This window comes from Amycolatopsis sp. EV170708-02-1 (assembly GCF_022479115.1).
Taxonomy (GTDB): Bacteria; Actinomycetota; Actinomycetes; order Mycobacteriales; family Pseudonocardiaceae; genus Amycolatopsis.
On the sequence record NZ_CP092497.1, the window covers coordinates 5,875,694 to 5,898,674 of the forward strand.

Genomic DNA, 22,981 nt, shown 5'->3' on the forward strand with positions numbered 1-22,981 from the left:
ACTCGGTGGAGGTAACCCACCATGCCGCGACATGCCCATGAGAACAGGCGCCGAGCGGGCGAGCTGTGGCTCAGTCTTGACAACGGGCATAAGACGTTTTATAACGTATTACCGAGAGGGACGCAAGAGGCGCCCGCCCAACCGACTGGAGACGCCATGGCCGACGAGAGCCCCGTGACCGTGATCGCCCGCTTCACCCCGACGCCCGAGACCTCCGGCCGGCTGCGGGAACTGCTCGAGGGGATGGTGGCTCCGACGCGAGCCGAGGCGGGCTGCCACTTCTACAACCTGTTCGCCGCCCAGGGAGACGGTGCGGAGTTCGTCCTCCTCGAGTGCTACGAGGACTCGTCTGCCCTGGAGGCGCACCGCGTGTCGACGCATTACAAGAACTACCGGGCTCAGCTTCCGGACTTGCTCGCGGCGCCGATCAGCGTCACCGTTCTTGCCCCGGTCGACGCACTCAACTGATCACTCGGACGACGAAGCTTCGGCTCAAAGGAGAGCACTGTGTCCGACCTGGAGAGCGGCGTACCACCGCTCGACACCCGCGATCGAACCGTGACCCTGCGCAGCATCGACAAGACCAGCCGCCGCGCACTCGTAGCGTCGTGGCTCGGATGGACGTTCGACGGGTTCGAGACCTACGCACTTGTCCTCGCGGGTTCGGCAGCTGTCACCAGTCTGGGGACCAGCGGCCAACTCGAACGACTTCCCGCCTACGTCGGCGCACTGGTCGCCGCGACGCTTCTGGGCTGGGCCGTAGGCGGGATCGCCGCCGGCTTCGCCGCCGACTACCTCGGCCGTCGACGCACCCTGATGATCTCGATTCTCTGGTATGCGGTGTTCACGGGCCTGACCGCGTTCGCGCCCGACTACTGGTGGCTACTGGCCTTGCGCTTCGTCACAGGCATGGGCTTGGGCGCCGAGTGGGGCAGCGCGACGGCCCTCATCGGCGAACTGTGGCCCGACCGCTCCCGCGGACGGGCAGCCGCCGTATTGCAGTCCGGGTTCGGGGTCGGCGCCGTGCTCGCGGCCCTGACCTGGTTTCTCCTTCAGCCGGTGGGAACCGAGGCCTGGCGGTATCTGTTCCTCGTCGGTGCCCTGCCCGCACTGATCGTGCTCTACGTGCGCCGAGCCGTCCACGACCCGGAGATGTGGACAGAGATCCGCGACCGCAGGCGCAAGGCCAAGGCCACTGCTGTAGGCGGTGGACAGGTCGGCCCAGCGGACCGGGAGCTCCTGCGGTCTCCGTTCACGTCGGTGTTCAGTCAGCCGCACCTGCGTCGGCGGGCTCTGCGACTTCTCCTGATCACCGTGGTGTCGGTCATCGGCCTCTACAGCGTGTCGGCCTGGATCCCGCAGTACACCGACCAGCTCGCGAAGAACACGGGACTGCCCGCCGGCGCGTGGGCCGCGAACGCGGGCCTGGTGTTCAATGCCGCGTCCGTGCCGGGGTATCTACTGTTGGGCTATCTTGCCGACAAATGGGGCCGCAAACCCACCATGCTCGTCTACTACGCGGGTTCGGCGTTGATCCTCCCGGTCTTCTTCTTCGCCGTTTCGACGCCGGGGGCGGCCCTCGTCGCCGCAGGCGTCGCCGGATTCTTCATCCTGGGGCAGTTCGCGTGGATGCCGATCTACATGCCTGAGTTGTTCCCTACCGCGGGACGGGCGACCGCGATCTCGACGGTGTTCAACTCTGCCCGGATCGCAGGCTCGCTCGTCACGCTCGCCGCTGGTCTGCTCATCAACCTGCTCGGGAGCATCTCGACGGCGGCGACGACTATCGGTGTGGCGTCCTACGTGATCGCACTCGGCCTGATCTGGTTCGTCGGACCGGAGACCAAGGGACAGCCTCTGCCCCGCTGAGCCCGCCGTCTCACCCGCGACGTCTTGGGTGTGGGGCGCGAACCGGCGGTTCGCGCCCCACACCCACAAAGGACGGATGACGTCGGTCGTCCGCACGAGGGAGACGACGACGTGGTCGCCCGGGGCACGCCGCGGCGGTCAGCGCCGCCGCGGCGAGCCGTCGTCCGGTCATGGACCCGCTGGTGTCGATCAGCAGACACTGCGCGATCTCCGGTTTTCCCACTGCTGGGCGAAAAGCTCGTCCCGGTCGGGTGTGCGCCGGTGGCCGCCGCGTCCAGCAGGGCGGGCAGGGACGCGTCGAGATCGAGCTCGCCACCGAGTTCCGCCTTGACCCGGCTGAGCCTGCCGATCCCCCGGGTGCTCGCGACGCCTCGGCGGGCCAGGTCGAGCACGAGCCGGGTCGCCAGGCGCCTCGCGGCGGCGCGGACTTCTCATCGGTGGCGGAGGCCATCTCCACGAGCAGCGACACGGCCTGATCAGGGTCGCCGCGGAAGACCGCGTCGAAGGCCGGCTCGTCGAGCACGCCCACTTCTGGCGAGACTTCCCCGAACCGGCCTGTTTCGCCAGTTCGGCGCGTGGGGTGCTGCGTCTCCCCTGTCCAGGCCGTGGCCGGGGTTTGCCGGTGTTCGTGCCCACCCTCGGCGACCTCAGGCTTCCCCCGGCGAGCCACCTCGTGCCCGGTTCTCCTCGTCTTGGCCGTCTTCGGGTTTCGCGCCGAACACCGCAGTATAGAGGTCCTCGATCACCGACTCAGCGGTCGGTCATCCTCGCCGGCGACCGTTCCTTCGACGGCCCCGTCACCCTCGCCGCGCCGTCCGCCGTCACCTTCGGCGATCTCGCCGAGATCGCCTCCGACCTCACCGGTCGCACCATCGAACGCGTCGTCGTGGACGACGACCAGCGGGTCGCCGACCAGCTCGCGACCGGCGTCCCGGAGCAGATGGCCCGGCTTCTCCTCACCTGGTACCAGGCCGCCCGCGCCGGCCACTTCGCCGAAACCGGCCCGGTGCTGGCCGAACTCCTCGGCCGCGAACCCCGCAGCGTCACAGACCGGCTCGCAACCCACATCGCCACCTGAAGCTTCTTCTCGATCGCTTGATCGTTGATCTGGACATACCTTCAGCTGATGCGCATTGGGCGGATCGAGCCACCGCCACCGAGCCGAACACCGAAGCGCGGCGGCCGGTGGAGCGATCACCGGCAGGTGATCGCTCCACCACGTTCAAGTTCCAGACCTGGACGCAATGGGTCTATTTCCCCTCAGTGCCGCGACGGTACGGGAAGGGCTGGGACGGCCGAGTCGCTCGGCCAGCCACACACTCGTTTCGACCGACTTCTCCAGGCTGACACCGGTTTCGACGCCGAGGCCGTCGAGGTGCCAGAGGAGGTCCTCGGTGGCGAGGTTGCCCGTGGCTCTACGCGCGTACGGGCAACCACCGAGGCCGCCGGCACTGGCGTCGACAGTGGTGACACCGCACTGGAGAGCCGCCAGTGTGTTGGAAAGGGCCTGACCGTAGGTGTCGTGGAAATGCACCGCGACTCGCTCCAGTGGGGTTCCGGCCGCGGCGAGCGCCTTCAGCAGCAGCACCACACGCCCCGGCGTGGCGACACCGATGGTGTCGCCGAGGCTCAATTCGGTACATCCCAGCGCCATCATCCGGGACGCGACTTCGACGACCTTCCGGACCGGTACCTCACCTTCCCACGGGTCGCCGAAACACATCGACAGGTAGGCCCGCACGGCCATCCCGGCCTCACGTGCTCTTCCGACCACCGGGGCGAACATCTCCAGGGACTCGTCGATCGACCGGTTGAGATTGCGCTCGGCGAACGATTCGGTGGCGCTACCGAAGACGGCGATGTCCCGCACGCCGAGGTCGAGTGCGCGCTCCAAGCCACGCTCATTGGGCACCAGCACCGGGTACCGGACGCCCTCGGCCCGCTCGATCACCGCGAACAGGGCCTCGGCGTCGGCCAGTTGCGGTACCCACCTCGGGTGGACGAAGCTCGTGGTTTCCACCAGGGAATGGCCGGCATCGACGAGGCGGGCGATGAACTCGGCCTTCACCTCGACAGGCAACACTGCCGACTCGTTCTGCAGCCCATCCCGGGGGCCGACCTCGCAGATCGTGACCCGCGGCGGGAGACCGTCCAGAGGCGTTCGGCCGTAATTCATGGTTTCACCACGGTCGGATGACGGCTCCCGGTCGGTGATCATCGGTTCGCGAACCTGACAAGACCGGCCGAGATCGCCGGCGTTCCGTCCACCGTCCTGACATCGAAGGCGATGGCGTCCTCGGCCGCCAGGCCGGCGTTGACGGTGAGCGTCTGGCCGGGGAACACCGGGCTGGTGAAACGACCGTCGACGCCGGTCACCCTGGCATGGCGTGGAAAGACAGCGGATCCGGTCACGGTTGAGACCGCTCGCGCGAGGGTTTCCGTACCGTGCAGGACCGTGTCGGGCAGCCCGGCGTCGCGAGCGACGCGAATATCCGTGTGGATGGGATTCCAGATGTTCGCGCACTCGCTATAGATGACGGCGTTGGTCGCGTCGGTGTCGAAGGACCCGACGCGATCGAGCGCGCCGGTTTCAGGTGTGGGGACTTCTTCCACCGTTCCAGGGATCGGCACACCTTCGAGGCGTGTGCCGCGATAAAGCGTGCCCAGGTGGGTGGTGACGAGTCCCTCTCCGGTAGTGGAAAAGGTTCGGAACTCGGTGACGATGTGAACGGCACCGCGTCGCGCTTCAGCCCGATGCAGCCGGGCTTCCGTACGCACCCGCCGCCCGGGACGCAAAGGTTCTGCCATGCGCAGACGATGCGAAACATGCAGGCCCACGTTCAAGGTTTCCGTGCTCAACTCGATACCCGGGGCGCCGTGCGCGATGAGTGGCCATTCGACACAGACGGGGAACAGTGGATGGCCGACGATGCCGTTCTCCCGTTCGAGGTCGAAGAGTTCCTCTCGGAGGTCGCCGACAGCGACCGCGAAGGCCCGCAGCCACCGCTCGCCGATCCGATGCTCGATCGAGCGGGCCAGACCAGGAGTGCCCGGCGGCAATATGCGAATGACGTGTTCTCCTTGTGTCACAATGACCTTCCTTGTTCTGTGACATGACGCAACCCGCGGGCGACGAGCACGCGGATCGCTTCATCCACACCCAGCTCGTCCTGCCGCGCCATGTGCCCGGCGCGGAAGCGGGCGCCCACGCCCTCGAGGATCACGGCCAGCTTCAGCGAACCCAGGCCCAGGAAGAAGTTCAGGTGTTCGAGGCCCCCGCCGCTGAGCTCCGCGTATCGGTCGGCGACCTCAGCCGCGCTGGGAAAACCCGGGAAGGCGGTGACCCCGGCCGCGGCGGGGACGAGTGCACGCTCGTCATCGCCGAGGTCGTGCCAGTAGGTCAACGCCAGGCCGAGATCCGCTAGCGGGTCACCGAGTGTCGCCATCTCCCAGTCGAGGACGGCAGCGATCCGCGGGGCGCCGCCGAGGTCGACGATCACGTTGTCGAGCCGATAGTCGCCGTGCACGATGGAGACGCCGCTTTCCGGCGGGACCTGCCCCTCGAGCGCATCGAAGAGTTTGTCCATATCGGCAAGCCGGCGTCGCCTGCTGCTGTCCCATTGGCGGCGCCAGCGTCGCACCTGCCGTTCGTTGAATCGACCGGGCCGCCCGAAGTCCTGGAGCCCGACCTGCTCGGGAACCAAGCTGTGCAACCGGACGAGCGTCTCGACGAACGCTTCCGAGACCTGACGGCGTCGCTCGGCACCGAGCGCTTCGGTTTCCGCGGGTGAACGCAGTATCGCCCCGCTGATGTCGGACATCGCATAGAACGCCGCGCCGATCACCGAATCGTCTGTGCACAGCGCCAGCGGTTCCGGCACCGGGACGCCAGTGCGGGACAACGCCGTCAGCAGCCGCCATTCCCGGCGCATGTCGTGCGCGCTGGGCAGCACTCCGCCGAGCGGGGGCCGGCGGAGAATGACCGACTGGTCGCCGAGCCATACCCGGTAAGTCAGATTCGACAGCCCACCCGAGATCGCCTCGGCATGCCATTGCCCTACGTCGAAGCTTTCCCCGAGGGTCTCCACCAGCCAGCGATCGACCGGCGTCCGCGGCAACCCGACGAGTTCGTCCATGCCTTCGTTCATCCTTGCTGGCTTCCTTCTCCGCTGTTCACGCCTTGCCAAGAATCGACTGGTCGGTACAGTATGTACATCCCAGTACACGGTCAAGATGCCATCTAGCCTTTATGAATACCGCCGAACGACTGGTACAGATTCAGAACCGGAGGAGCACCGTGCGCGCGATCCAGATTTCTTCCCTGGCAGGCCCGGACGCCGTGGAGCGGGTGGACATACCCGAACCGGAAGCGGCGGCGGACGAGATCACCATCGATGTGAAGGCTGTCGGGGTGAGCTTCGTGGACGCCCTGATGACCCGAGGCCAATACCAGGTGCGCCCTGAGCTGCCCTTCGTCCCCGGTGTCGAAGTGGCAGGTGTGGTCCGGTCCGCTCCCCCGGGCGCGACCGTGAAGGCAGGAGATCGCTGTGCCGCCTATGTGCCCAGCGGCGGATACGCGGAGGTCGTCGTCGCCAAACCGGCGACGACGTTCGCTCTGCCCGACGAGCTCTCGTTCGAGCAGGGTGCGGCGTTCGCGATGAACTTCCAGACCGTGCACTTCGCCCTCGTCCGCCGAGGTCGGCTCAAGGCCGGCGAACACGTGCTGATACACGGAGCCGCGGGCGGCGTCGGCACGGCTGCGATCCAGGTCGCGAAAGGGCTCGGCGCGGAGGTCACCGCGGTCGTGGACTCGACGGCCATGATGCCGGTCGCGGAAGCGGCCGGCGCGGACACCGTTGTGGTGGCGCAGGACGACTGGGCGGACGAGGTGCGCGCGACCGGTCCCATCGACGTCACGGTGGATCCGGTCGGCGGCGACTACTTCGCCGATTCGATCCGGCTGCTGCGCCCCGAGGGGCGCCACCTGGTGATCGGCTTCGCGGCGGGCGGGATCCCCGAAATCGCGGTGAACCGTTTGCTGCTGAAGAACATCGAGGTCGTCGGCGTGTACTGGGGTGGCTTCGTCGAGCTCGACGACAGCATCGCCGCCACGTCCGCCGCGGAGCTGACCCGGCTCGCGCGGGAGGGATTCGTCCGTCCTGTGGTGGGCGCGGTCTATCCGCTGAACGACGCCACCAAGGCGCTGCAGGCCTTGGAGGACCGCACCGCTTCCGGGAAACTCGTACTCAAGGTCGGTAGTATCGGCTAGCCGCGTCGAGGCCGACGTCTCGCGTCCGGCCTGCCCCTGTCGTCGTCACATCAGCGAGGAACCGTCACATGGCTGCGAAGCCGAGCTTGTCACCGCGGCGATCGAATCGTGCGGGCGAGGACGCCAGGCAACGCATCATGGCGGCCGCGGTGCGACTGTTCGCCGAGAACGGCTACCACGCCACGGGAATCGAGATGCTCTCCAGCGAGACACAGATCGGCCGTGGCGCGATGTACCACCACATCGGCAGCAAAGAGGCGCTGCTGTTCGAGATCTGTCATACGCGGATGTCCGATCTGCTGACCCGGTCCGGCCGGATCCTCGCCGTGGACGCAAGTTACGAGCAGCGGTTCCGTGAGTTGATGCGCTCGACCATGCGCAACCTCGCCGACCATGCGCTCGAATGGACGGTTTCGTTCCAGGAGTTCCGCGCGCTCACCGGGCAGCGGCGCGTGGTGGTCCAGGAGGCCCGGGACCGCTACGAGCGCATGGTCGCCGAACTACTCGAAGGCGGCGCCGAGGCCGGCGAATTCCGACGGCTGGATCCGTTGGTCACCAAGGGCATCCTCGGTCAGTACAACTATTCGTACGCCTGGATCCGGCCGCACGGGAAACGGACGCCCGAGGAGATCGCGGATCTGTTCACCGACACCCTGTTGCGAGGGGTGCTCGAGGATCCGATGCGATAACGCCGATCGGGGGCCCGGTCGCCCCGGGCCCCCGATCCATCACCAGACCGATTCCAGCAGTTCGGAGATGACCGTCTCGTCGACCGTGCGAGGCGATTCACGGACCACGATGTCCCCCAGTGCCGCGCGGGCCACACCGGGCATCTTCTCCCGGCCGACACCGAACTTCGAGACCCGTCGTGGCACGCCGAGCTCGTCGAGAATCCGCTCCAACCGGTCGGCGGCGGACAAGTCCTCGCCGTCTCCCTGGACCCTCGCCAGCGTCTGCGCCATGCGAGCCTGTTCCGCGGAGGTCACCGGCTCCAGGAAACGCATGACGTGCGGCAGCATGATGCACGAAGTCACCCCGTGGGGGATGCCGACGGCGCCGAGTTGGTGACCGATGGCATGAGACAACCCGAGCGAGACGTTGTGCACTCCGATGATGGACATCCACGCCGCCCGCAGGCACGTGAGCGCGGCCTCGTGATCATGCGGATCGCGAACCGACCGGGGCAGGCTCTCGGCGAGCATCCCCAGCGCCCCATTGGCCAGCGCGGTGGTGAGAGGGTGCGCGTTCTTCGCGTATGCGGTCTCGACGGCGTGGTCCAAAGCGCGGACACCGGTGGTCGCCCACAGGTCGCGCGGTGTGTGGGCGCAGAACTCAGGATCGAGGAATACGACCCGGGGTGTGGCTTCGAGGTAGACGGTCAGATCCTTGGTGTCGCGGGAGGCGTCGACCGAGCCGGCGAAGCCGTCCCATTCGGCCGCCGACAGCGTCGTCGGTACAGCGAACACCGGCATCGGCGTCCCCGTCAGCGGTCGCTGACGGATCGTGCTCGGGTACTCGAACTCAAGATAGTTGCGAGCGAGGTCGGCGACGGAATCCGAGCCCTCGCACAGCCCGATCGCGGCCAGTTTCGCGGCGTCGCAGGGCGAACCACCGCCCACGGCGACGAAGGCCTCCGCTTTCGCGGATCGCGCCTCCCGGATCAGCTCGACGATCAGTTCGACCGGGTTGTGGGCCTTGACCCTGTCGAAGATCCCGACCACACGGTCCCCCAGATCGGCCGCCACCTCCTTGAACGCGGCACCGGACCCGACGGAGTTGCCGGTCACGAGGAACACCCGCCGGAGACCGCGGCGATCGAGTTCGGCGCCGATCTCACGCACGGCTCCGGCACCTTCGACAACCGTCTCGACTCGGGGCATCTCGAAGCTTCCGCACTCAGGCATATCGCTACCTCCAGGTTCCTCGCGTCATTGTGGGCGGCGCTCGCTACACGCCGCAGAACTGTACCGATCATTCGGTACTGAGTCCACGCCTGAAGTGACGAAGCCCGACACTTGACGGGCGGCAAAGGACATGAAACTGTACCGGTCGTTCAGTAAATTTACGCGCGGGTTCCGCGGAAGGAGCGTGCCGTGCCGACCGATCCGAGGATCCCCTCTCGTGAGGACGCTGTCCTGCGTTACGTGCTCGAACGCCGGGCCGCCGAGGAACCGGACAAGATTTTCGCGATCTTCGACGACGGGCCCACCTGGACGCGGAGCGATCTACTGCGGGAAGTCCGGCGAACGGCCGCCGCGCTGGAAGAACTCGGTGTTCGCCAGTTCGACAACGTGGTGTGCTGGCTGCCCAACGGTCCCGACATGGTCAGGTTCTGGTTCGCCCTCAACTACCTCGGTGCGGTATTCGTGCCGATCAACACCGCCTACCGCGGCGGTCTGCTGTCCCACGTCCTCGGCAACTCCGAGGCGAAGGTCATCATCGGGGACGCCGGCCTGTTGCCTCGCCTCGGCCAGATCGAGTCACGCGGCAGCCTTCGGCTCGCCGTCCAGGTCGGCGGCGTCGATCGGCTCGGCATCGACGGGATCGACGTACTGACCGCCGCGGAGCTCGACGGCGTGCGGGGCACGCCGTCGGAGCCGCCGGTTCCGGTCGAGCCCTGGCACACCCAGGCGATCCTCTACACGTCGGGCACAACCGGGCCTTCCAAGGGGGTGCTGACGTCCTATGTGCAGGCGTGGTCGGCCTTCGGCCCGGAGACGATGCCGATCATGACCGCCGACGACCGATTCCTGATCAACATGCCGGCTTTCCACGCCGGCGGGTCCACCTTGCTCTACGCGATGTTGCTCAACGGAGGCTCGGTGGCGGTCGTCGACCGATTCAGCGGGGAACGGTTCTGGCGGCAGATTCGGGACAGCCGGAGCACGATGGTCTTCCTGCTCGGCGTGATGGCCAATTTCGTGAACCGGCGGCCGCCCGAGGACGACGATGCCGACAACCCGCTGGCGAAGGTGTTCATCGTGCCGCTCCTGGACGACATCGCCGCCTTCTCACGACGGTTCGGAGTCGACGTCTACACGATCTACAACATGACCGAGCTGTCCGCGCCGATCGTTTCGGGGCCGAACCCGGTCGAGAAAGGCACCTGCGGCAAGGTGCGGCGCGGGATGGAAGTCCGGCTGGTGGACGAGGCCGATCGCGAAGTGCCGATCGGTGAGACCGGAGAAATCGTCGTGCGCGCCGACACCCCATGGGCGCTGACGCACGGGTACTTCCGCATGCCCGAAGCGACCGCGCGGGCCTGGCGGAACGGCTGGTTCCACACCGGCGACACCGCGAGAAGGGATGCCGAGGGCAACTACTACTTCGCCGACCGGCTCAAAGACTCGATCCGCCGCCGCGGCGAGAACATCTCGTCGATGGAGGTCGAAACGGAGATCATGGCGCATCCCCTGGTCCAAGAGGCGGCAGTGGTCGCCGTGCCCAGCGAGGTCTCCGAGGACGAGGTCATGGCCGTGATCGCACCCGTACCGGGCGCCCGGGTCGATCCGGTGGACCTCCTGCGTTTCCTCGAACCACGGATGGCGTACTACATGGTCCCCCGCTATCTCCGCTTCGTCACGGAGCTGCCGAAGACACCGACGGCCAAGATCCAGAAGTCCGTCCTGCGCGAGGCGGCCGTCACCTCCGACACGTGGGACCGGGAAACCGCCGGGATCAAGATCACGAGAGGCAACAGCGGATGAAGGCAGTGGTCTACACCGAAACCGGCGGACCGGACGTGCTCCGGCTCGTGGACAGGGAGAAGCCTGCGGTACGGGCCGGCCAGGTGCGGGTCCGCGTGGTCGTCTCGGCGGTGAACCCGACCGATTGGCGCAGCCGTTCCGGACAGTCCTCGGGCATGAAGTTCACGGAGCAGGTTCCACACCAGGACGGTGCCGGCGTGGTCGACGCGGTGGGGGACGGCGTCAGCGGCTTCGTGCCAGGGCAACGGGTTTGGCTGTGGGACGTCGCTTTCGGCCGCCCGTCAGGAACGGCGCAGGAATTCGTATCGGTGCCCGCTCGCCACGTACGGCCCTTGCCCGACACGGCGAGCTTCGACGTCGGCGCGTGTCTCGGCATCCCCGCTTTGACCGCGCACCGCACGCTCACCACCGCGGCCGACGGCCCCCGCCAGATCGCGCCCGGCACGTTCACCGGGAGAACCGTCCTTGTGCACGGTGGAGCCGGGGCGGTCGGCCACGCGGCCATCCAGCTCGCCGTCCGGGCGGGCGCGACGGTACTCACGACCGTCAGTAGCGCGGAAAAGGCCGACCTGGCCAGCTCAGCGGGTGCACACCACATCATCAACTACCGCACCGAAGACGTGGCCTCACGCGTGTTGTCCTTGGTGCGCCGAGGCGTCGACCACATCGTGGAGGTAGACCTGCCGGCCAATCTCGACACCGACGTCCAAGTACTTGCCCAGAACGGCAACATCAATGTCTACACCTACGGAAGCGGCGCGCCGTCCGCGATCCCGACCCCGGCGATGCTGATGAAGAACGTGCAGCTCGATTTCACCTACACCTATACGACGCCCGCCGCCCACAAGGATTCCGCTCTGTCCGATGTGGACGCCGCCATCAAGGACGGCGCCCTCCGCGTCGGCACGGAACACGGGCTGCCCCTCCAACGCTACCCCCTGGGCGACACCGCTCAAGCACACGCGGCCCTCGAACGCAACATCGTGGGAAAGGTACTCATCGACCTCACCGACGCATGAGACCGGACCATAATGGCACGGGCAGGCGCGTCGCACCGGCCCGTGCCAGTTGTGCCACCTGGTGTGGATGTCGGATCCATTCGAGCACGTCTTCGAGCGACGAAGGACGAGTTCGTCCCTGAGATTCCCCGGTTGTCAGGACACCTTGGCGCTGCTACACCCAGATGATGGACTCGGGTTTGTGGAGTCGATGGCTTGTCGTCTGGAGGGCGCGCTGACCGTCGAAACGGCAACAGCTGGGACCAGCCCATACAGCACGGCTCGAACTAAGGATGTGGCGCCGGTCGGGTTTCGTTCCCCGGCCGGGGTCACGCTCCGGAGGATCGTCCCCGGAAACATCGCCGACGTCATCACCTATCTTGCCGTCACTCACCCGGTTTCCTTCCTCGGTATCGAGGTCGGTCCCGACCCCGGTACCGAGGATCGGGAGCGGCAATACGAGCATTGAGCGACAGCGGGTGGAGCGTATCTTGCCCAAGTGTTGTACATAAATACGGGGCTCTGTAAGGAAACCTCGTCACACGTGTTGACGAAGTGACCGCGCGGACATCTCAAATGTCCCAGCGAACGTTAGGCGGTGGTCGTCATGGGAAAGCGCGGCCCCGCAGGGAAACCGACCTCACTGCGCATCCTGCACGGTGACCGCAAGGACCGGATCAACGACGCCGAGCCCGTGCCGCCTGCGGCGGAGATCGTGCCGCCGGAGTGGCTGTCGGAGAAGGGGAGGGCGATCTGGGCTCGGCTCGCGCCGAGCATGATCACCCGCAAAATCTTGACCGCGTGGGATGTCGACGCGTTCGGTGTGCTGTGTGAGGCGCTGGCCCGCTACACCGTGGCCACCGCGCTGGTGAATGGCTCGGCGCTGCTGGTTCCCGGTGGCGGCGGCTTGGTGCCGAATCCGGCATTGAAGGTGCAGGCCGATTCTGAGCGCACGTTCCTGACGTTCGCGGCGCGGTTCGGGCTGACGCCGTCGGACCGGCAGGCGATCAAGGCCGAGGTGAGCGCCGATGGCGGGACCTCGGGCGACGCGGGCCGCCTCCTCTCCTAAACCCCGTTCCCAAACGACCAAACCCAGTTCCCAGACCGGCACGCCGAAGCCTCCGCGGCTTCCGGTGTGCGGCTGGTCCTTCGACGGACGTGCCTGCCGTCAACGCGGCGACCACCTCTGTGCCCAGCGCGCCGATCATGCGCAGGCGTTCGCCGAAGAGATCTGCGTGCACACCAAAGACCGGTGGGCACGGACACCGTTCATCCTGGCCGACTGGCAGCGCGACGACATCGTCCGGCCGCTGTTCGGCGAGGTCCGGTGGGATCAGGAGTGGCAGACCTACGTCCGCCGCTACCGGTCCGGCTGGATCGAACTCGCCCGCAAGAACGGCAAGTCCGAGCTGCTGGCGTTCGTCGCGCTGTACATGCTCGTCGGGGACGATGTCGAGTCCGCCGAGGTCTACGGCGCCGCCCGCGATAAGGACCAGGCACGGCTGGTGTTCAACGTCGCCGCCCGCATGGTCGCCCTTTCACCAGTGCTGTCCAAGCGGCTGCGGGTGGTCGAGCACGCCGCCCGGATCGAGGACGAGAAAGCCAACAGCGTCTATCAGGTTGTCGCGGCCGACGCGCGCTGGGCAACCTCGGCTCGAACCCGTCGTGCGTGATCTTCGACGAGGTCCTGACCCAGCCGAACGGTGAGCTGTGGGCCGCGCTGCGGACCGGCATGGACACCCGAGTGCAGCCGCTGCTGCTCGCCGCCACGGCGGCGGGCAACGACCCCACCTCGTTCGCCAAGTCCGAGCACGACGAGTGCGTGAAGATCGCCGAAGACCCGTCCCGCGCGCCGCACAGGTTCGTCTATCTGCGCAACCTTCCCGCCGACGCGGACCCGTGGGACGAGGCGAACTGGTACTACGCCAACCCCCGCCCTAGGTGACTCTCTGTCACTGGCCGCGCTGCGCGAAGAAGCGCTGGAAGCGCGTAACGATCCGGCGCGGGAGAACAGCTTCCGGCAGTACCGGCTGAATCAATGGGTGTCGCAGTCCACGCGCTGGATGCCCATGCACCTCTACACCGCGTGCACCGGAACCGAGTTTCGCCGAACCCGCGCGGTTGCGGGAGCTGGTTGCTCGCCGGCCAGCGTGGGGCGGCCTGGACCTCGCGGCCAAGCTGGACCTGACCGCCTGGTACCTGATCGTGCCGGACAGCATCGACGGCCACGTCTCGGCGCTACGGCGGTTCTGGCTGCCCGAGGCCGGTGTTGATTTCCTTGACGAGCACACCGATCACCGCGTCTCTCAGTGGGTCGATCAAGGGTGGATCAAGGGTGGATCATCACCACTCCCGGCGAGGTCATCGACTACGAGGTGATCGAGGCCGACGTCGCCGCCGACTGCGCGGCGCTGCGGGTCGCCGATATCAACTACGACGAGTGGAGCGGCGAACCTGTCCGCCAGCGCCTCGAACGGGACACGCGGGTGCCCATGTACCCGGTGCCGCAGACGTTCCGCGGAATGACCCACGGCATGACCGAACTCATGACGCTCACCCGCTCCCGCTCATGGTCGCACCACGGCAACCCCGTGGCGGCCTTCTGCTTCGACTCGGCGGAAGTGCGCCATCCACCCGGAGAACCCGACCTCATCCGACCCGACAAACCCCTACGCGGGAAGACCGGCAAGCGCATCGACGCGGTACCCACCGCCGCTATGGCGGTCTCGGGCTGGCGGTTACGTGGTCAGAAGCCGAAGAAGTCTGGCGCGATGGTCGTAATGTGAGGCTACGAATACACTTGAGATTCGACACCAGACAAACCTAGGTCCATTCTAAAGCAGATCTCCAATGCCTGGCGCCCAGTATATATTTCCTGTGCAACCTCGCTGATTTCCTCAACAGTTTGCTTCCTCTTGATTCTGGAATAGTGCTTATAGACAAGTCCGAGCAGTCGGTCCGCGGCATCTTCAGTCTCGCGGCTGCCAACTACTCGAATTCGCGAAACAAGCTTGCGTAGCCTAGCGGCACGTTCGTCCATGCTGTCTATCTCCTTGGAAAATTCCACATCAGTCGCGTCCATGACCTTCAAGGCCCCTCTAGCCAGACCATGAGGGCATCGTGCAGGTCTGAGTACGCTTCAACGCGGCGATCTCGCCAGTTCATGCGAGACTCGTGACTAAGGTCTTGGCGCCTCTTGTCATCTTCCCTTTGCCAGCGCTCACGCTCTCTCGCCAGCTCCCGAGACCAACGTTTGTCGTCCCTTTTTGTTGTAATCCAGGCCGCGCCCAATGGTCCAATGAGTGCGATTCCAGCTAATAGCATCGATACCCAAAGCGGCGTCTGACTGTTCGGCATGCATGAATGATAGCCGTGGTTATGGATGGCAGTAGACTTCGCCACACTGAGCTCCGAGCAGTGGATCACTCGACAACACGATGCGCAGATCCCTGGGCTGGAAATACTCGATGCCTACTACGAGGGCGAACAGTCGCTGTCGTACATGCACCCGGAGCTGCTGCGCCGCCTGGACACCCGCGTGCGGCAGGTCGTGATCAACTGGCCTGAGCTGGTCGTGGACTCGCTGGATGAGCGCCTCGACGTGACCGGGTTCCGGCTCGGCGGTGAGCAGGCCGCCGACCGGGAGCTGTGGAACATCTGGGCGGCGAACGAGCTGGGCCTGCACTCCGAGCAGGCCCACATCGACGCCCTGGTGCTCGGCCGGTCCTTCGCGATCATCGGCACGAACGAGGCCCGGCCGTCGGTACCGCTGGTGACGGTCGAGTCCCCGTTCGACGTCCACGTGGACATTGACCCGCGCACTCGCGAGCTCCGGGCCGCGCTGAAGCGGCAGTTCTCCGAGGACGGCGACGGGAACCAGTCCGAGGCATACGCCACGCATACGTGCCCATGACGGCGGCTCCGACGATGGTCGCCGTGCCCACGCGTCCTTGCGCCACCCCCACTCCCCCTTGCCTTTGGCGGCTGCCTCAGCGTAGGCGCGCTCGATCGGCATGAGCCCGGCTTCGAGGTCGAGTGCTGTGGTGACACCGTCCATCGCTTGCAGCCGCCGGCCGGCGATGGTGTGGACGTGGCTGTGCAGGTCGACGAACCCGGGCCCGACGACATACCCGGAAACATCGATCTCCACCTGGTCCGCGGCAGCGGGCAACCTTGGCCCGACCGCGGCGACCGCGCCCTCCACGATCAGTACGTCGGCAGGCCCGTCGAACCCCGTCGCCGGGTCGACGCCGCGGCCGCCCCGCAGCAGTGTCCTCATCCTTGTCCTCCTAGCCTCACTGCTGGCGGCCCTAGGAGGTTTTGCCTCCCGGTCCGTTCGTCCCAGCCGACGAATCCGAGGGCGCAGGACTATCCGATCCCACATTTGCGGCCGGGATCGAGATCGCCCGAAGGGCACTGCCAGCCGCACGATCAGCGGGTACTGCCTGAACCGGGCTGACGTCTTGACGCCCAACAAGGGGTCCAGTTCGATCCACACCGGCCGCGGCTCGTCCTGAGCTGCGAGCGTTCACGTTCATGGTGGCGTCGGCACATCCGGAGACGTCGGGTTCTCCGATTCACGGTCGCGGTCGTTCCAGGACCCATGGGTCGAGCGGAACGGCTTGCACTGAGCAACCGTGAGAGTCGAGTACTCTGCCGGAGAGTTTGAACTGCTGTAGCACGACTTGCCGGTCGGTGACCGTGGCCTGCGGGCCATACGAGCGAGCCGGGCGACGAGCTCGTCAAGTTCACCGACTGAGCGCAATCCCCATGCAGCAACGAGGTTGGTATTGCCGACCACTTGGACGCACAGCCGCGATTCCGTCCACGCCGCAAGGCAGTGTCCCACCTGGGACAGTTGGTCGTCGGGGACCACGAGCCAGAGGAGGGCGAGCAGCGGCCATCCAGCCAGTGGCCGCGCCAGGTCGCATCTGAAGGCAATGTCCCCACTGCGCTGCAGGGTCGACAATCGGCGTTTGACGGCTTGCGGTGTGGTTCCCAGCCTGGCCGCGAGGTCGACGAATCGTTGTCGTCCGTCGACGGCCAAGGCGAGCAGCAAATCACGGTCTGCAGGTCCGAACGGGCGGGCCGTTTCTGCGCTCGGTTCTGGAGTGTCGTCGGCGATTCCTGCCGCCTGCGCGTCGCCGATGGCGCCCAGACGCCAGGAGATCGTTCCGAATAGCCGTCCACACACGACCGTGCGTACCGCCAGGACGGGCAGATCCTGTGGTATCGGGTCGATGAGCAGCCGCGACAACGTCGGCAGGCTGGGCGCGACGACTATGACGAACAACTCGTAGTCGCCCGTGGTGTGCTCGACGGTCGCGACGTATGGCAGGTGGGCCAGTGCGGTCGCCACGGCGCCCACGGCAGATGGGGCACAACGAACCTGGAGCAGTGCAGTGCTGAACAGTTGCCACTGCCTCATCCCGGGCCACGCGATGACCCAGGCGTACCCGGACCGCTCCAGCCGGGCCCACCGCCGGGCGAGGGTAACGGGCGCAACGTCCAGCTGGCGGCCCAGCCGTTCCCATGAGATCCGCGGTGAGATCTGCAGCGAGTCCACGAGCGCAAGGTCCAGCTCGTCGATCGGGTGGTCCACCGGCATCGTTGACATCACGGTCACATGATGCGGCGGCGCCCGGGTTCGGTCGAGTGGGAATCCTGCCCGACGGCGCGTCGCCGGGCAGGATTCCATCATCGGACGGCGCTCGAGGACGATTATCCGTAAGAACGGGCAGAGCTGCCGTAAGTCGCGGGAGCCTGTGGGCACTACTTCCGTTGACTATCGAAGGGTTCACCGTGCGACGTGGGCAGCTTGACGAACGGACCCTCGCCCCGGGTACTCCCACCCGTCCGTGTGACCTCGTGCTCCGTGGCGGGCGCGTCCTCGACCCCGAGACCGGCCTGGATGCAGTGCGGCATGTCGGTATTGCCGATGGTCGGATCACGGTGGTGAGCGATGAGTTGCCGGAGAGCGACGTCGTTCTGGACGTGACGGGCCAGGTTGTCGCGCCGGGGTTCATCGACTTGCACAGTCACGCACAGAGTGTTACCGGTCTGCGGCTGCAGGCCCTCGACGGAGTCACGACCGCGTTGGAGCTGGAGGCAGGGGTGGCGCCGTTCACTCGTACTCGTGAGACAGCCACCGAAGAGGGCCGGCCCATCAACTTCGGATACTCGGCTTCGTGGGCACTGGCACGGATGCAGATGCTCGCTCACGTTCGGCTCGATGGGGCGGAAGACCCGATCACTACGACCGTGCGCCTGATGGGAGATTCTCGCTGGCGCCGGCCGGCCACGCCGGCTGAGGTCGAGGCAATCCTCGACCTTCTCGAAGAAGAAGTAGCCGCCGGGGCTTTGGGAATTGGCGTGCTCCTCGGGTATGCCCCGGAGAGCGGCCGATCCGAATACGTCCGGATCGCTGCGCTGGCTGAACATCTCGGTGTCCCGACGTTCACCCACTCGCGCTTCATCTCCCGGCGGGAGCCACACACCTCGCTCGAAGGAGCCGCCGAAGTGCTGGCGGCAGCCGCGGGAACGGGTGCGCACATGCACCTGTGCCACCTCAACAGCACATCCAACTGGATGATCGATCAGATCGCCCAGATGGTCGCCACCGCACAACGGCTTGGCGTCCGGCTCACCACTGAGGCCTATCCCTACGGCTCGGCCGCCACCGGCATCGGAGCAGCGTTCCTCGACCCGGACAAGCTCGACCGCATCGGGATCACTCCCACGGATATCGTCTTTCTTCCGACCGGGGAACGCGTGGCTGACGCCGATCGGCTGCTGGAATTGCGCGAACAGGATCCCGGCGGGCTGGTCGTCTACGATTGGCTGAACGAGGCTGATGAGCGCCAGCGCGCCGTTCTCGAACGGTCGCTGCTGCTGACGGACACCGCTATCGCGTCCGACGCCACTCCACTGGTCAACGCCGCCGATCCCAACCTGCACGATCGGTGGCCGGTGCCACCGCACACGGTCACTCATCCACGCACCGCAGGGTGCTACGGCAAGTTGCTGCGCTGGGCAGTGCGGGAAACGCGGATTCTGTCCCTGGCCGAGGCTGTGCGACGATGCACGATCGTCCCGGCACAGGTTCTCGAACAGGTGGCACCGTCGATGGCCTGCAAGGGCCGGGTCCAGGTGGGCGCCGACGCCGACCTGGCGATATTCGACCCGGCGACAGTCAGCGACCGCTCGACGTACCACGACTCGGCACGGCCATCGGCCGGCTTCCGGCACGTCCTCGTCGGCGGCACCTTCGTGGTACGCGACGGTCAGCTGCTGCCCGACCGCCGACCAGGCCGATGCGTGCACAGCAAGTTCATCTGATCAGCGCTACCCGTGTGTCATCCGACTGCCGAGAGGTGGACCACGGCATCGATAGTTTGCCGCGACGGTCGTCGAATATGTCGACCGCTTCGGCGCCAAGCGAATGATCCTGTTCGCGCTCGTGGCCCGAGCGCCTGCGTCCCCAGCCGCTGCGCCAAACCGCTGCCCAGCGCCGTCGCTGCCAGCTGGCTTGAGCCAGCGACCTGTCTCGTTGCTGCGAATCGGGTTACTCTGGCGCCTCGCCGCGCTGAACATCGTCACCTACGGCATGCCTCGATCTCGTGCGCTCGCCGTCGCGATCAGCTGCACCAGCCCACTCAGCGCCGACCACTTCCCGTCACAATTCGCCAGAGCTACGACTGCCGGTTCCGCTTGAGTTCTCGAGGCGGTCGCAACACCGGCTGTGAAAGGTGTTGCTGTGGCTGGACTCCGGCGGAACATCCCCAGGCACGGTGCCGAGTCTCAAGTGGCCATGGCCTTTTCGAGGTGGCTGGTGGCGGTGTGAAGGGTGGTGGCGAGTTCGGCGAACCGGGTGTCGGGCAGTTCGGCGTCGAGGCCGACGAGGGTAAGTGCGCAGACGGGCGTTCCGGTGGTGGGATGGCGGACCGCGCGGGCGATGGAGGCGACGATGCTGTCGTTGCGGCCGCGGATGAGGGCATAGCCGTGGTGTTCGGTGGTGGTGATGTCCGCGTGCAAGCCATCTGGGCCGTCGAGCGGGTGCCCGGCATGCTCGGCGGCGAGCAGGTAGGGCGTGCGCGCGTCGCGGGAGAGCGCGGCGACGAGTGCGAGCGGTCCGGCGAAGCGATGGACTTGCAGCAGTTCCCCGAGCAGGTCTTTGATCATTTCCAGCCGGGCGGGGCGAGCGACGTCCACGACGCGGGAGCCGCCGGGTTCGAGGACCTGGAGGTTGGCCATCAGACCGGTGGTTCGGGCCAGGTTGTCGAGGGTGGGGCGGGCGAGGGCGATGATCGCATCGGGGGTCCGCAGGCGGGTCATCCGCATGATGACCGAGCCGGGGAGGTAAGCGTCGTCGGTGCGGGCGATCCAGTCGCGCCGCACGAGGTCGACCAGTACCCGGTAGGCGGTGGCCCGGTGCAGGCCGACGGCGCGGGCGACCTCGGCCAGTCGCACGGGCTGCCCTGCGTCGACGACGGCTTCGATGAGGTCGAGGGCCTTGTCGACGGCCGAGCTGGCCGGTTTCGGGTCGGGTTCGCCCATCGCGTGCGCTCCTTGTTCTTGCTGCTGACTGGCCGCCTTGCTACCGTGTAGCAGATACTGTAACACATGTTACCCCCACTGTAACAGTCGACCTGGGGAACGAGGATGGACTATGGCAAAGCAGTTACCGGCACAGCCGGACCTGGCAGCCGAGGAGCGGTTCCGGGCCGCGGTCACCGGCACGGAACGTGCGCCGGCGCCGGTGCCGTACGCCGAGCCGGCGTCAGGTGAGCGGGTGGTGTACCGGAATGCGACGGTGTTCGACGGCCGAGGTGGTCCGGCCCGGCCGCGTACCTCTGTCGTGGTGGACGGTCCGCTGATCGTGGGGGTGGAACCGGACGCGGCGGTGGACGCCGAGGCGCTGGTGGGCGTGGAGGTGGTCGAGCTGGGCGGGCGCTTCCTGCTGCCCGGGTTGATCGACACGCATCAGCATTTGAATACTCCGCCAAACAGGCAATGGGCCGAGCGGGTGTTGCGGCGCGCGGTCTACGGCGGGGTGACCGCGGTGCGGGACATGGCGGGCGATCTTCGTCAGACCGCCGACCTCGCCCGCGTCGCGCTGGTCGGGGAGACCGCGTCCCCGGACATCTTCTACGCCGCGCTGATGGCCGGTCCCGCGTTCTTCACTGATCCTCGGACCTGGTCCGTGGCCGCCGGGGCACAGCCAGGAGCGGTGCCATGGATGCAGGCGATCACCCCGGACACCGACCTGCCCCTGGCTGTGGCGAGAGCGAAAGGGACCGGCGCGGTCGCGATCAAGATCTATGCCGAACTGCCCGCCGAGCTGATCACGGCGATCACCGCCGAGGCGCACCGGCAGGACATGCAGGTCTGGGCACACGCCACGGTGTACCCGACCCCGCCGTCGCAGGTGGTCGCCGCGGGGGTGGACGTGATCTCCCATACCACCCTCCTGGTGCATGATCTGGACGGTTTTCCGCCCCCGGCGACGTTCGGCGACGCGATGCTCGAGCGGGATGCCCTGGACTGGTCGAGTGTCGGGGACAGCGATTGGTCGTCGCTGCGGGAGCTGTTCGCGCGGATGCACGGCCAGGGAACCATCCTCGACGCGACGATCGGCATGCTCACCACCAGCGGGACCTCCCCGCAGCGGGAGGCTGCGGTGACGGCCCGGCTGACGGCTGAGGCGTACCGGGCGGGGGTGACGATCTGCACCGGAACCGATGGGGAGAACGCGCTTGCGGACGAGTTCCCGGCGCTGCATCACGAGATGCGTGCCCTGGCCGAGGCCGGGGTGCCCGCTGCTCAGGTGATCCGTGCTGCGACTCAGGGCGGCGCGAGGGCGATGGGCCAGCAGCACCGGATGGGGACGATCACGCCCGGTCTCCTCGCCAACTTGGTGATCCTGGCCGAGGACCCGCTCGCGGACCTGGCCAACCTCTCGAGCGTGACATGCACGATCAAACGAGGCCGCCGCTTTCCCCGCGAGATCCGCATGCCCGCCGCGGCCGCGTCGGAGCCGCGGCCATGACCGGGAAGCCGCGGCCGTTGATCATCAACGCGCTCGGCGCGTTGGCGGATCCGAACACCCCTCCGGCGGACCGCGCCGGCGCCGACGATCCGGGCTCCGGCCAGACCGGACTCAGTGACCGGGTCCTGCGCGACGCACACGCCAGTGGGCTGACCGCGGTCAACGTCACCATCGGCGCGGTCACCGACCTCGGCGACCCGTTTCAGGACACCATGGCCGACCTCGCGGCCTGGGACACCGCTCTGTGCCGCCATTCCGGTGACTTGCTGCAGGTTCGCGAGGCCGCGGATCTCTCCCGGGCCCGCGACACCGGCCGGATCGGCGTGATCTACGGCGTGCAGAACACCACGATGCTGGGTGCCGACGCGTCCCGGGTCGCGGTGTTCGCCGAGCGGGGGGTGCGGATCGTGCAGCTCACCTACAACCCCGCCAACCGGGTGGGTGGTGGCTCGCAGGCACCCGCTGATCGCCCGCTCACCGACTTCGGCCAGGAGGTCGTCGCCCAGCTCAATCATCACCACCTGATGGTCGATCTGTCCCACAGCGGTACTCAGACCTGCCTCGACGCCATCCATGCGTCGACTCGGCCGGTGTCGATCAACCACACCGGCTGCCGTGCCCTGGTGGACCTGCCCCGCAACAAGACCGACGCCGAGCTGCGCCTGGTTGCCGAACAGGGCGGATTCATCGGCATCTACTCCATGCCCTTTCTCTCCACCTCGGGTTCCGCGACCGCCGAGGATGTGGTCGAGCACATCAGGCACGCGCTGAACGTGTGCGGCGAGGACCATGTCGGCATCGGCACCGACGGGACCACCACGCCCGTTGACGACCTCGCCGCCTTCCGCCGCCACATCGCCGTCGCCGTGGCGCGGCGCCGGAACCAGGGCATCGGCGCCGCCGGGGAAACCCCCGACACCCTCCCGTTCGTCGCCGACCTTTCCGGTCCCGGGCAGTTCACCCGGCTCGCCACCCTGCTGGCCGGACGGGGCGTGCGCTCCTCGGTGATCGACAAGGTCCTCGGGGCGAATTTCCTGCGCTACGCCCACGACATCTGGGACCACTGACCCGGCCCGCACGCACCTCCCTT

At 67.0% G+C, this 22,981-nt stretch carries 22 protein-coding genes and 1 pseudogene; 16 read left to right on the forward strand and 7 right to left on the reverse strand.

Features of this window, described 5'->3' with window-relative positions; genetic code table 11:
* Nucleotides 1-156 precede the first annotated feature (156 nt).
* The 4 genes from MJQ72_RS26435 (at nt 157) to MJQ72_RS26450 (ending at nt 2,947) form a co-directional block, all read left to right on the forward strand.
* The gene (locus MJQ72_RS26435) at nt 157-468 is read left to right on the forward strand and encodes a putative quinol monooxygenase (protein ID WP_240593711.1); all 312 of its coding nucleotides are present in this window, start codon (nt 157-159) and stop codon (nt 466-468) included.
* A 39-nt stretch (nt 469-507) separates the two neighbouring features.
* Nucleotides 508-1,869, forward strand: coding sequence for an MFS transporter (locus MJQ72_RS26440; RefSeq protein ID WP_240593712.1), 1,362 nt, complete (start codon nt 508-510; stop codon nt 1,867-1,869).
* A gap of 182 nt (nt 1,870-2,051) precedes the next feature.
* Nucleotides 2,052-2,345: a hypothetical protein gene (locus MJQ72_RS26445; protein WP_240593713.1), complete on the forward strand. Its 294-nt coding sequence runs from the start codon at nt 2,052-2,054 to the stop codon at nt 2,343-2,345.
* Between the two features lie 146 nt (nt 2,346-2,491).
* Complete coding sequence (locus tag MJQ72_RS26450; protein ID WP_240593714.1) at nt 2,492-2,947, forward strand: hypothetical protein; 456 nt, start codon at nt 2,492-2,494, stop codon at nt 2,945-2,947.
* Between the two features lie 144 nt (nt 2,948-3,091).
* Here the strand turns inward: MJQ72_RS26450 and MJQ72_RS26455 are convergent, their stop codons facing one another.
* From MJQ72_RS26455 to MJQ72_RS26465, 3 genes are read right to left on the reverse strand one after another with little or no spacing between them, the layout of a single operon-like run.
* Entirely contained in the window at nt 3,092-4,045 is a 954-nt protein-coding gene (locus tag MJQ72_RS26455; protein WP_240593715.1) for a hydroxymethylglutaryl-CoA lyase, read from the reverse strand.
* 38 nt (nt 4,046-4,083) lie between these two features.
* Nucleotides 4,084-4,959, reverse strand: a complete 876-nt coding sequence (locus tag MJQ72_RS26460; protein WP_240593716.1) for a MaoC/PaaZ C-terminal domain-containing protein — start codon at nt 4,957-4,959, stop codon at nt 4,084-4,086.
* Nucleotides 4,956-6,005 (reverse strand): phosphotransferase family protein, encoded by a 1,050-nt coding sequence (locus MJQ72_RS26465; RefSeq protein ID WP_240593717.1) that lies wholly within the window; start codon nt 6,003-6,005, stop codon nt 4,956-4,958. Before MJQ72_RS26465 ends, MJQ72_RS26460 begins: the two co-directional genes overlap by 4 nt.
* A 161-nt stretch (nt 6,006-6,166) precedes the next feature.
* Between MJQ72_RS26465 and MJQ72_RS26470 the strand changes: the two genes are divergently transcribed.
* Both MJQ72_RS26470 and MJQ72_RS26475 read left to right on the forward strand, forming a co-directional pair.
* Nucleotides 6,167-7,138, forward strand: a complete 972-nt coding sequence (locus tag MJQ72_RS26470; RefSeq protein ID WP_240593718.1) for an NADPH:quinone oxidoreductase family protein — start codon at nt 6,167-6,169, stop codon at nt 7,136-7,138.
* A 68-nt stretch (nt 7,139-7,206) separates the two neighbouring features.
* Entirely contained in the window at nt 7,207-7,827 is a 621-nt protein-coding gene (locus tag MJQ72_RS26475; RefSeq protein ID WP_240593719.1) for a TetR/AcrR family transcriptional regulator, read from the forward strand.
* 39 nt (nt 7,828-7,866) lie between these two features.
* On the opposite strand, the gene MJQ72_RS26480 is transcribed toward MJQ72_RS26475, so the two are convergent.
* Nucleotides 7,867-9,042: an iron-containing alcohol dehydrogenase gene (locus MJQ72_RS26480; protein WP_396426876.1), complete on the reverse strand. Its 1,176-nt coding sequence runs from the start codon at nt 9,040-9,042 to the stop codon at nt 7,867-7,869.
* Between the two features lie 189 nt (nt 9,043-9,231).
* On the opposite strand from MJQ72_RS26480, the gene MJQ72_RS26485 reads away from it, so the two are divergent.
* The 7 genes from MJQ72_RS26485 to MJQ72_RS26510 all read left to right on the forward strand — a co-directional run bounded on the left by MJQ72_RS26485 (nt 9,232) and on the right by MJQ72_RS26510 (nt 15,756).
* A complete protein-coding gene (locus tag MJQ72_RS26485) occupies nt 9,232-10,845 on the forward strand; it encodes an AMP-binding protein (protein WP_240593721.1) in 1,614 nt (537 codons plus the stop codon).
* On the forward strand, nt 10,842-11,864 hold the full coding sequence (locus tag MJQ72_RS26490) for an NADPH:quinone reductase (RefSeq protein ID WP_240593722.1): 1,023 nt from the start codon (nt 10,842-10,844) through the stop codon (nt 11,862-11,864). Before MJQ72_RS26485 ends, MJQ72_RS26490 begins: the two co-directional genes overlap by 4 nt.
* A 586-nt stretch (nt 11,865-12,450) precedes the next feature.
* On the forward strand, nt 12,451-12,912 hold the full coding sequence (locus MJQ72_RS26495; protein WP_240601425.1) for a phage terminase small subunit P27 family: 462 nt from the start codon (nt 12,451-12,453) through the stop codon (nt 12,910-12,912).
* Nucleotides 12,872-13,516, forward strand: coding sequence for a terminase large subunit domain-containing protein (locus MJQ72_RS26500; RefSeq protein WP_256464085.1), 645 nt, complete (start codon nt 12,872-12,874; stop codon nt 13,514-13,516). The genes MJQ72_RS26495 and MJQ72_RS26500 overlap by 41 nt, the downstream gene beginning before the upstream one ends.
* Nucleotides 13,513-13,788 (forward strand): terminase large subunit, encoded by a 276-nt coding sequence (locus MJQ72_RS44680; protein ID WP_256464086.1) that lies wholly within the window; start codon nt 13,513-13,515, stop codon nt 13,786-13,788. The genes MJQ72_RS26500 and MJQ72_RS44680 overlap by 4 nt, the downstream gene beginning before the upstream one ends.
* A gap of 379 nt (nt 13,789-14,167) precedes the next feature.
* Nucleotides 14,168-14,629 (forward strand): terminase TerL endonuclease subunit, encoded by a 462-nt coding sequence (locus tag MJQ72_RS26505; protein ID WP_240593723.1) that lies wholly within the window; start codon nt 14,168-14,170, stop codon nt 14,627-14,629.
* A gap of 596 nt (nt 14,630-15,225) precedes the next feature.
* Nucleotides 15,226-15,756: a phage portal protein gene (locus MJQ72_RS26510; RefSeq protein ID WP_240593724.1), complete on the forward strand. Its 531-nt coding sequence runs from the start codon at nt 15,226-15,228 to the stop codon at nt 15,754-15,756.
* Nucleotides 15,757-15,813: 57 nt separating this feature from the next.
* On the opposite strand, the pseudogene MJQ72_RS26515 reads toward MJQ72_RS26510, so the two are convergent.
* Nucleotides 15,814-16,122: pseudogene (locus tag MJQ72_RS26515) on the reverse strand (D-glutamate deacylase); the annotation flags it as partial.
* A 255-nt stretch (nt 16,123-16,377) separates the two neighbouring features.
* Complete coding sequence (locus MJQ72_RS26520; RefSeq protein ID WP_240601426.1) at nt 16,378-17,460, reverse strand: Lrp/AsnC family transcriptional regulator; 1,083 nt, start codon at nt 17,458-17,460, stop codon at nt 16,378-16,380.
* On the opposite strand from MJQ72_RS26520, the gene MJQ72_RS26525 reads away from it, so the two are divergent.
* Nucleotides 17,376-19,181 carry an amidohydrolase family protein gene (locus MJQ72_RS26525; RefSeq protein ID WP_396426877.1) on the forward strand — a complete coding sequence of 602 codons (1,806 nt, stop codon included), beginning with the start codon at nt 17,376-17,378 and terminating at the stop codon, nt 19,179-19,181. The genes MJQ72_RS26520 and MJQ72_RS26525 overlap by 85 nt on opposite strands.
* A gap of 462 nt (nt 19,182-19,643) precedes the next feature.
* Here MJQ72_RS26525 and MJQ72_RS26530 read toward each other — a convergent pair whose 3' ends face one another.
* A complete protein-coding gene (locus MJQ72_RS26530; protein WP_240593726.1) occupies nt 19,644-20,399 on the reverse strand; it encodes an IclR family transcriptional regulator in 756 nt (251 codons plus the stop codon).
* Nucleotides 20,400-20,511: 112 nt separating this feature from the next.
* Between MJQ72_RS26530 and MJQ72_RS26535 the strand changes: the two genes are divergently transcribed.
* Both MJQ72_RS26535 and MJQ72_RS26540 read left to right on the forward strand, forming a co-directional pair.
* Nucleotides 20,512-21,891, forward strand: a complete 1,380-nt coding sequence (locus MJQ72_RS26535; protein ID WP_240593727.1) for an amidohydrolase family protein — start codon at nt 20,512-20,514, stop codon at nt 21,889-21,891.
* On the forward strand, nt 21,888-22,958 hold the full coding sequence (locus MJQ72_RS26540; RefSeq protein ID WP_240593728.1) for a dipeptidase: 1,071 nt from the start codon (nt 21,888-21,890) through the stop codon (nt 22,956-22,958). Before MJQ72_RS26535 ends, MJQ72_RS26540 begins: the two co-directional genes overlap by 4 nt.
* Nucleotides 22,959-22,981 lie beyond the last annotated feature (23 nt).

Bases quoted from the DNA above. Each gene is read 5' to 3' on its own strand.
- MJQ72_RS26435 (WP_240593711.1), top strand. From the start codon at position 157: ATGGCCGACGAGAGCCCCGTGACCGTGATCGCCCGCTTCACCCCGACG.
- MJQ72_RS26455 (WP_240593715.1), bottom strand. From the start codon at position 4,045: ATGAATTACGGCCGAACGCCTCTGGACGGTCTCCCGCCGCGGGTCACG.
- MJQ72_RS26465 (WP_240593717.1), bottom strand. From the start codon at position 6,005: ATGGACGAACTCGTCGGGTTGCCGCGGACGCCGGTCGATCGCTGGCTG.
- MJQ72_RS26475 (WP_240593719.1), top strand. From the start codon at position 7,207: ATGGCTGCGAAGCCGAGCTTGTCACCGCGGCGATCGAATCGTGCGGGC.
- MJQ72_RS26480 (WP_396426876.1), bottom strand. From the start codon at position 9,042: ATGCCTGAGTGCGGAAGCTTCGAGATGCCCCGAGTCGAGACGGTTGTC.
- MJQ72_RS26490 (WP_240593722.1), top strand. From the start codon at position 10,842: ATGAAGGCAGTGGTCTACACCGAAACCGGCGGACCGGACGTGCTCCGG.
- MJQ72_RS26495 (WP_240601425.1), top strand. From the start codon at position 12,451: ATGGGAAAGCGCGGCCCCGCAGGGAAACCGACCTCACTGCGCATCCTG.
- MJQ72_RS26500 (WP_256464085.1), top strand. From the start codon at position 12,872: ATGGCGGGACCTCGGGCGACGCGGGCCGCCTCCTCTCCTAAACCCCGT.
- MJQ72_RS26510 (WP_240593724.1), top strand. From the start codon at position 15,226: ATGGCAGTAGACTTCGCCACACTGAGCTCCGAGCAGTGGATCACTCGA.
- MJQ72_RS26525 (WP_396426877.1), top strand. From the start codon at position 17,376: ATGAGATCCGCGGTGAGATCTGCAGCGAGTCCACGAGCGCAAGGTCCA.
- MJQ72_RS26520 (WP_240601426.1), bottom strand. From the start codon at position 17,460: ATGTCAACGATGCCGGTGGACCACCCGATCGACGAGCTGGACCTTGCG.
- MJQ72_RS26530 (WP_240593726.1), bottom strand. From the start codon at position 20,399: ATGGGCGAACCCGACCCGAAACCGGCCAGCTCGGCCGTCGACAAGGCC.
- MJQ72_RS26535 (WP_240593727.1), top strand. From the start codon at position 20,512: ATGGCAAAGCAGTTACCGGCACAGCCGGACCTGGCAGCCGAGGAGCGG.
- MJQ72_RS26540 (WP_240593728.1), top strand. From the start codon at position 21,888: ATGACCGGGAAGCCGCGGCCGTTGATCATCAACGCGCTCGGCGCGTTG.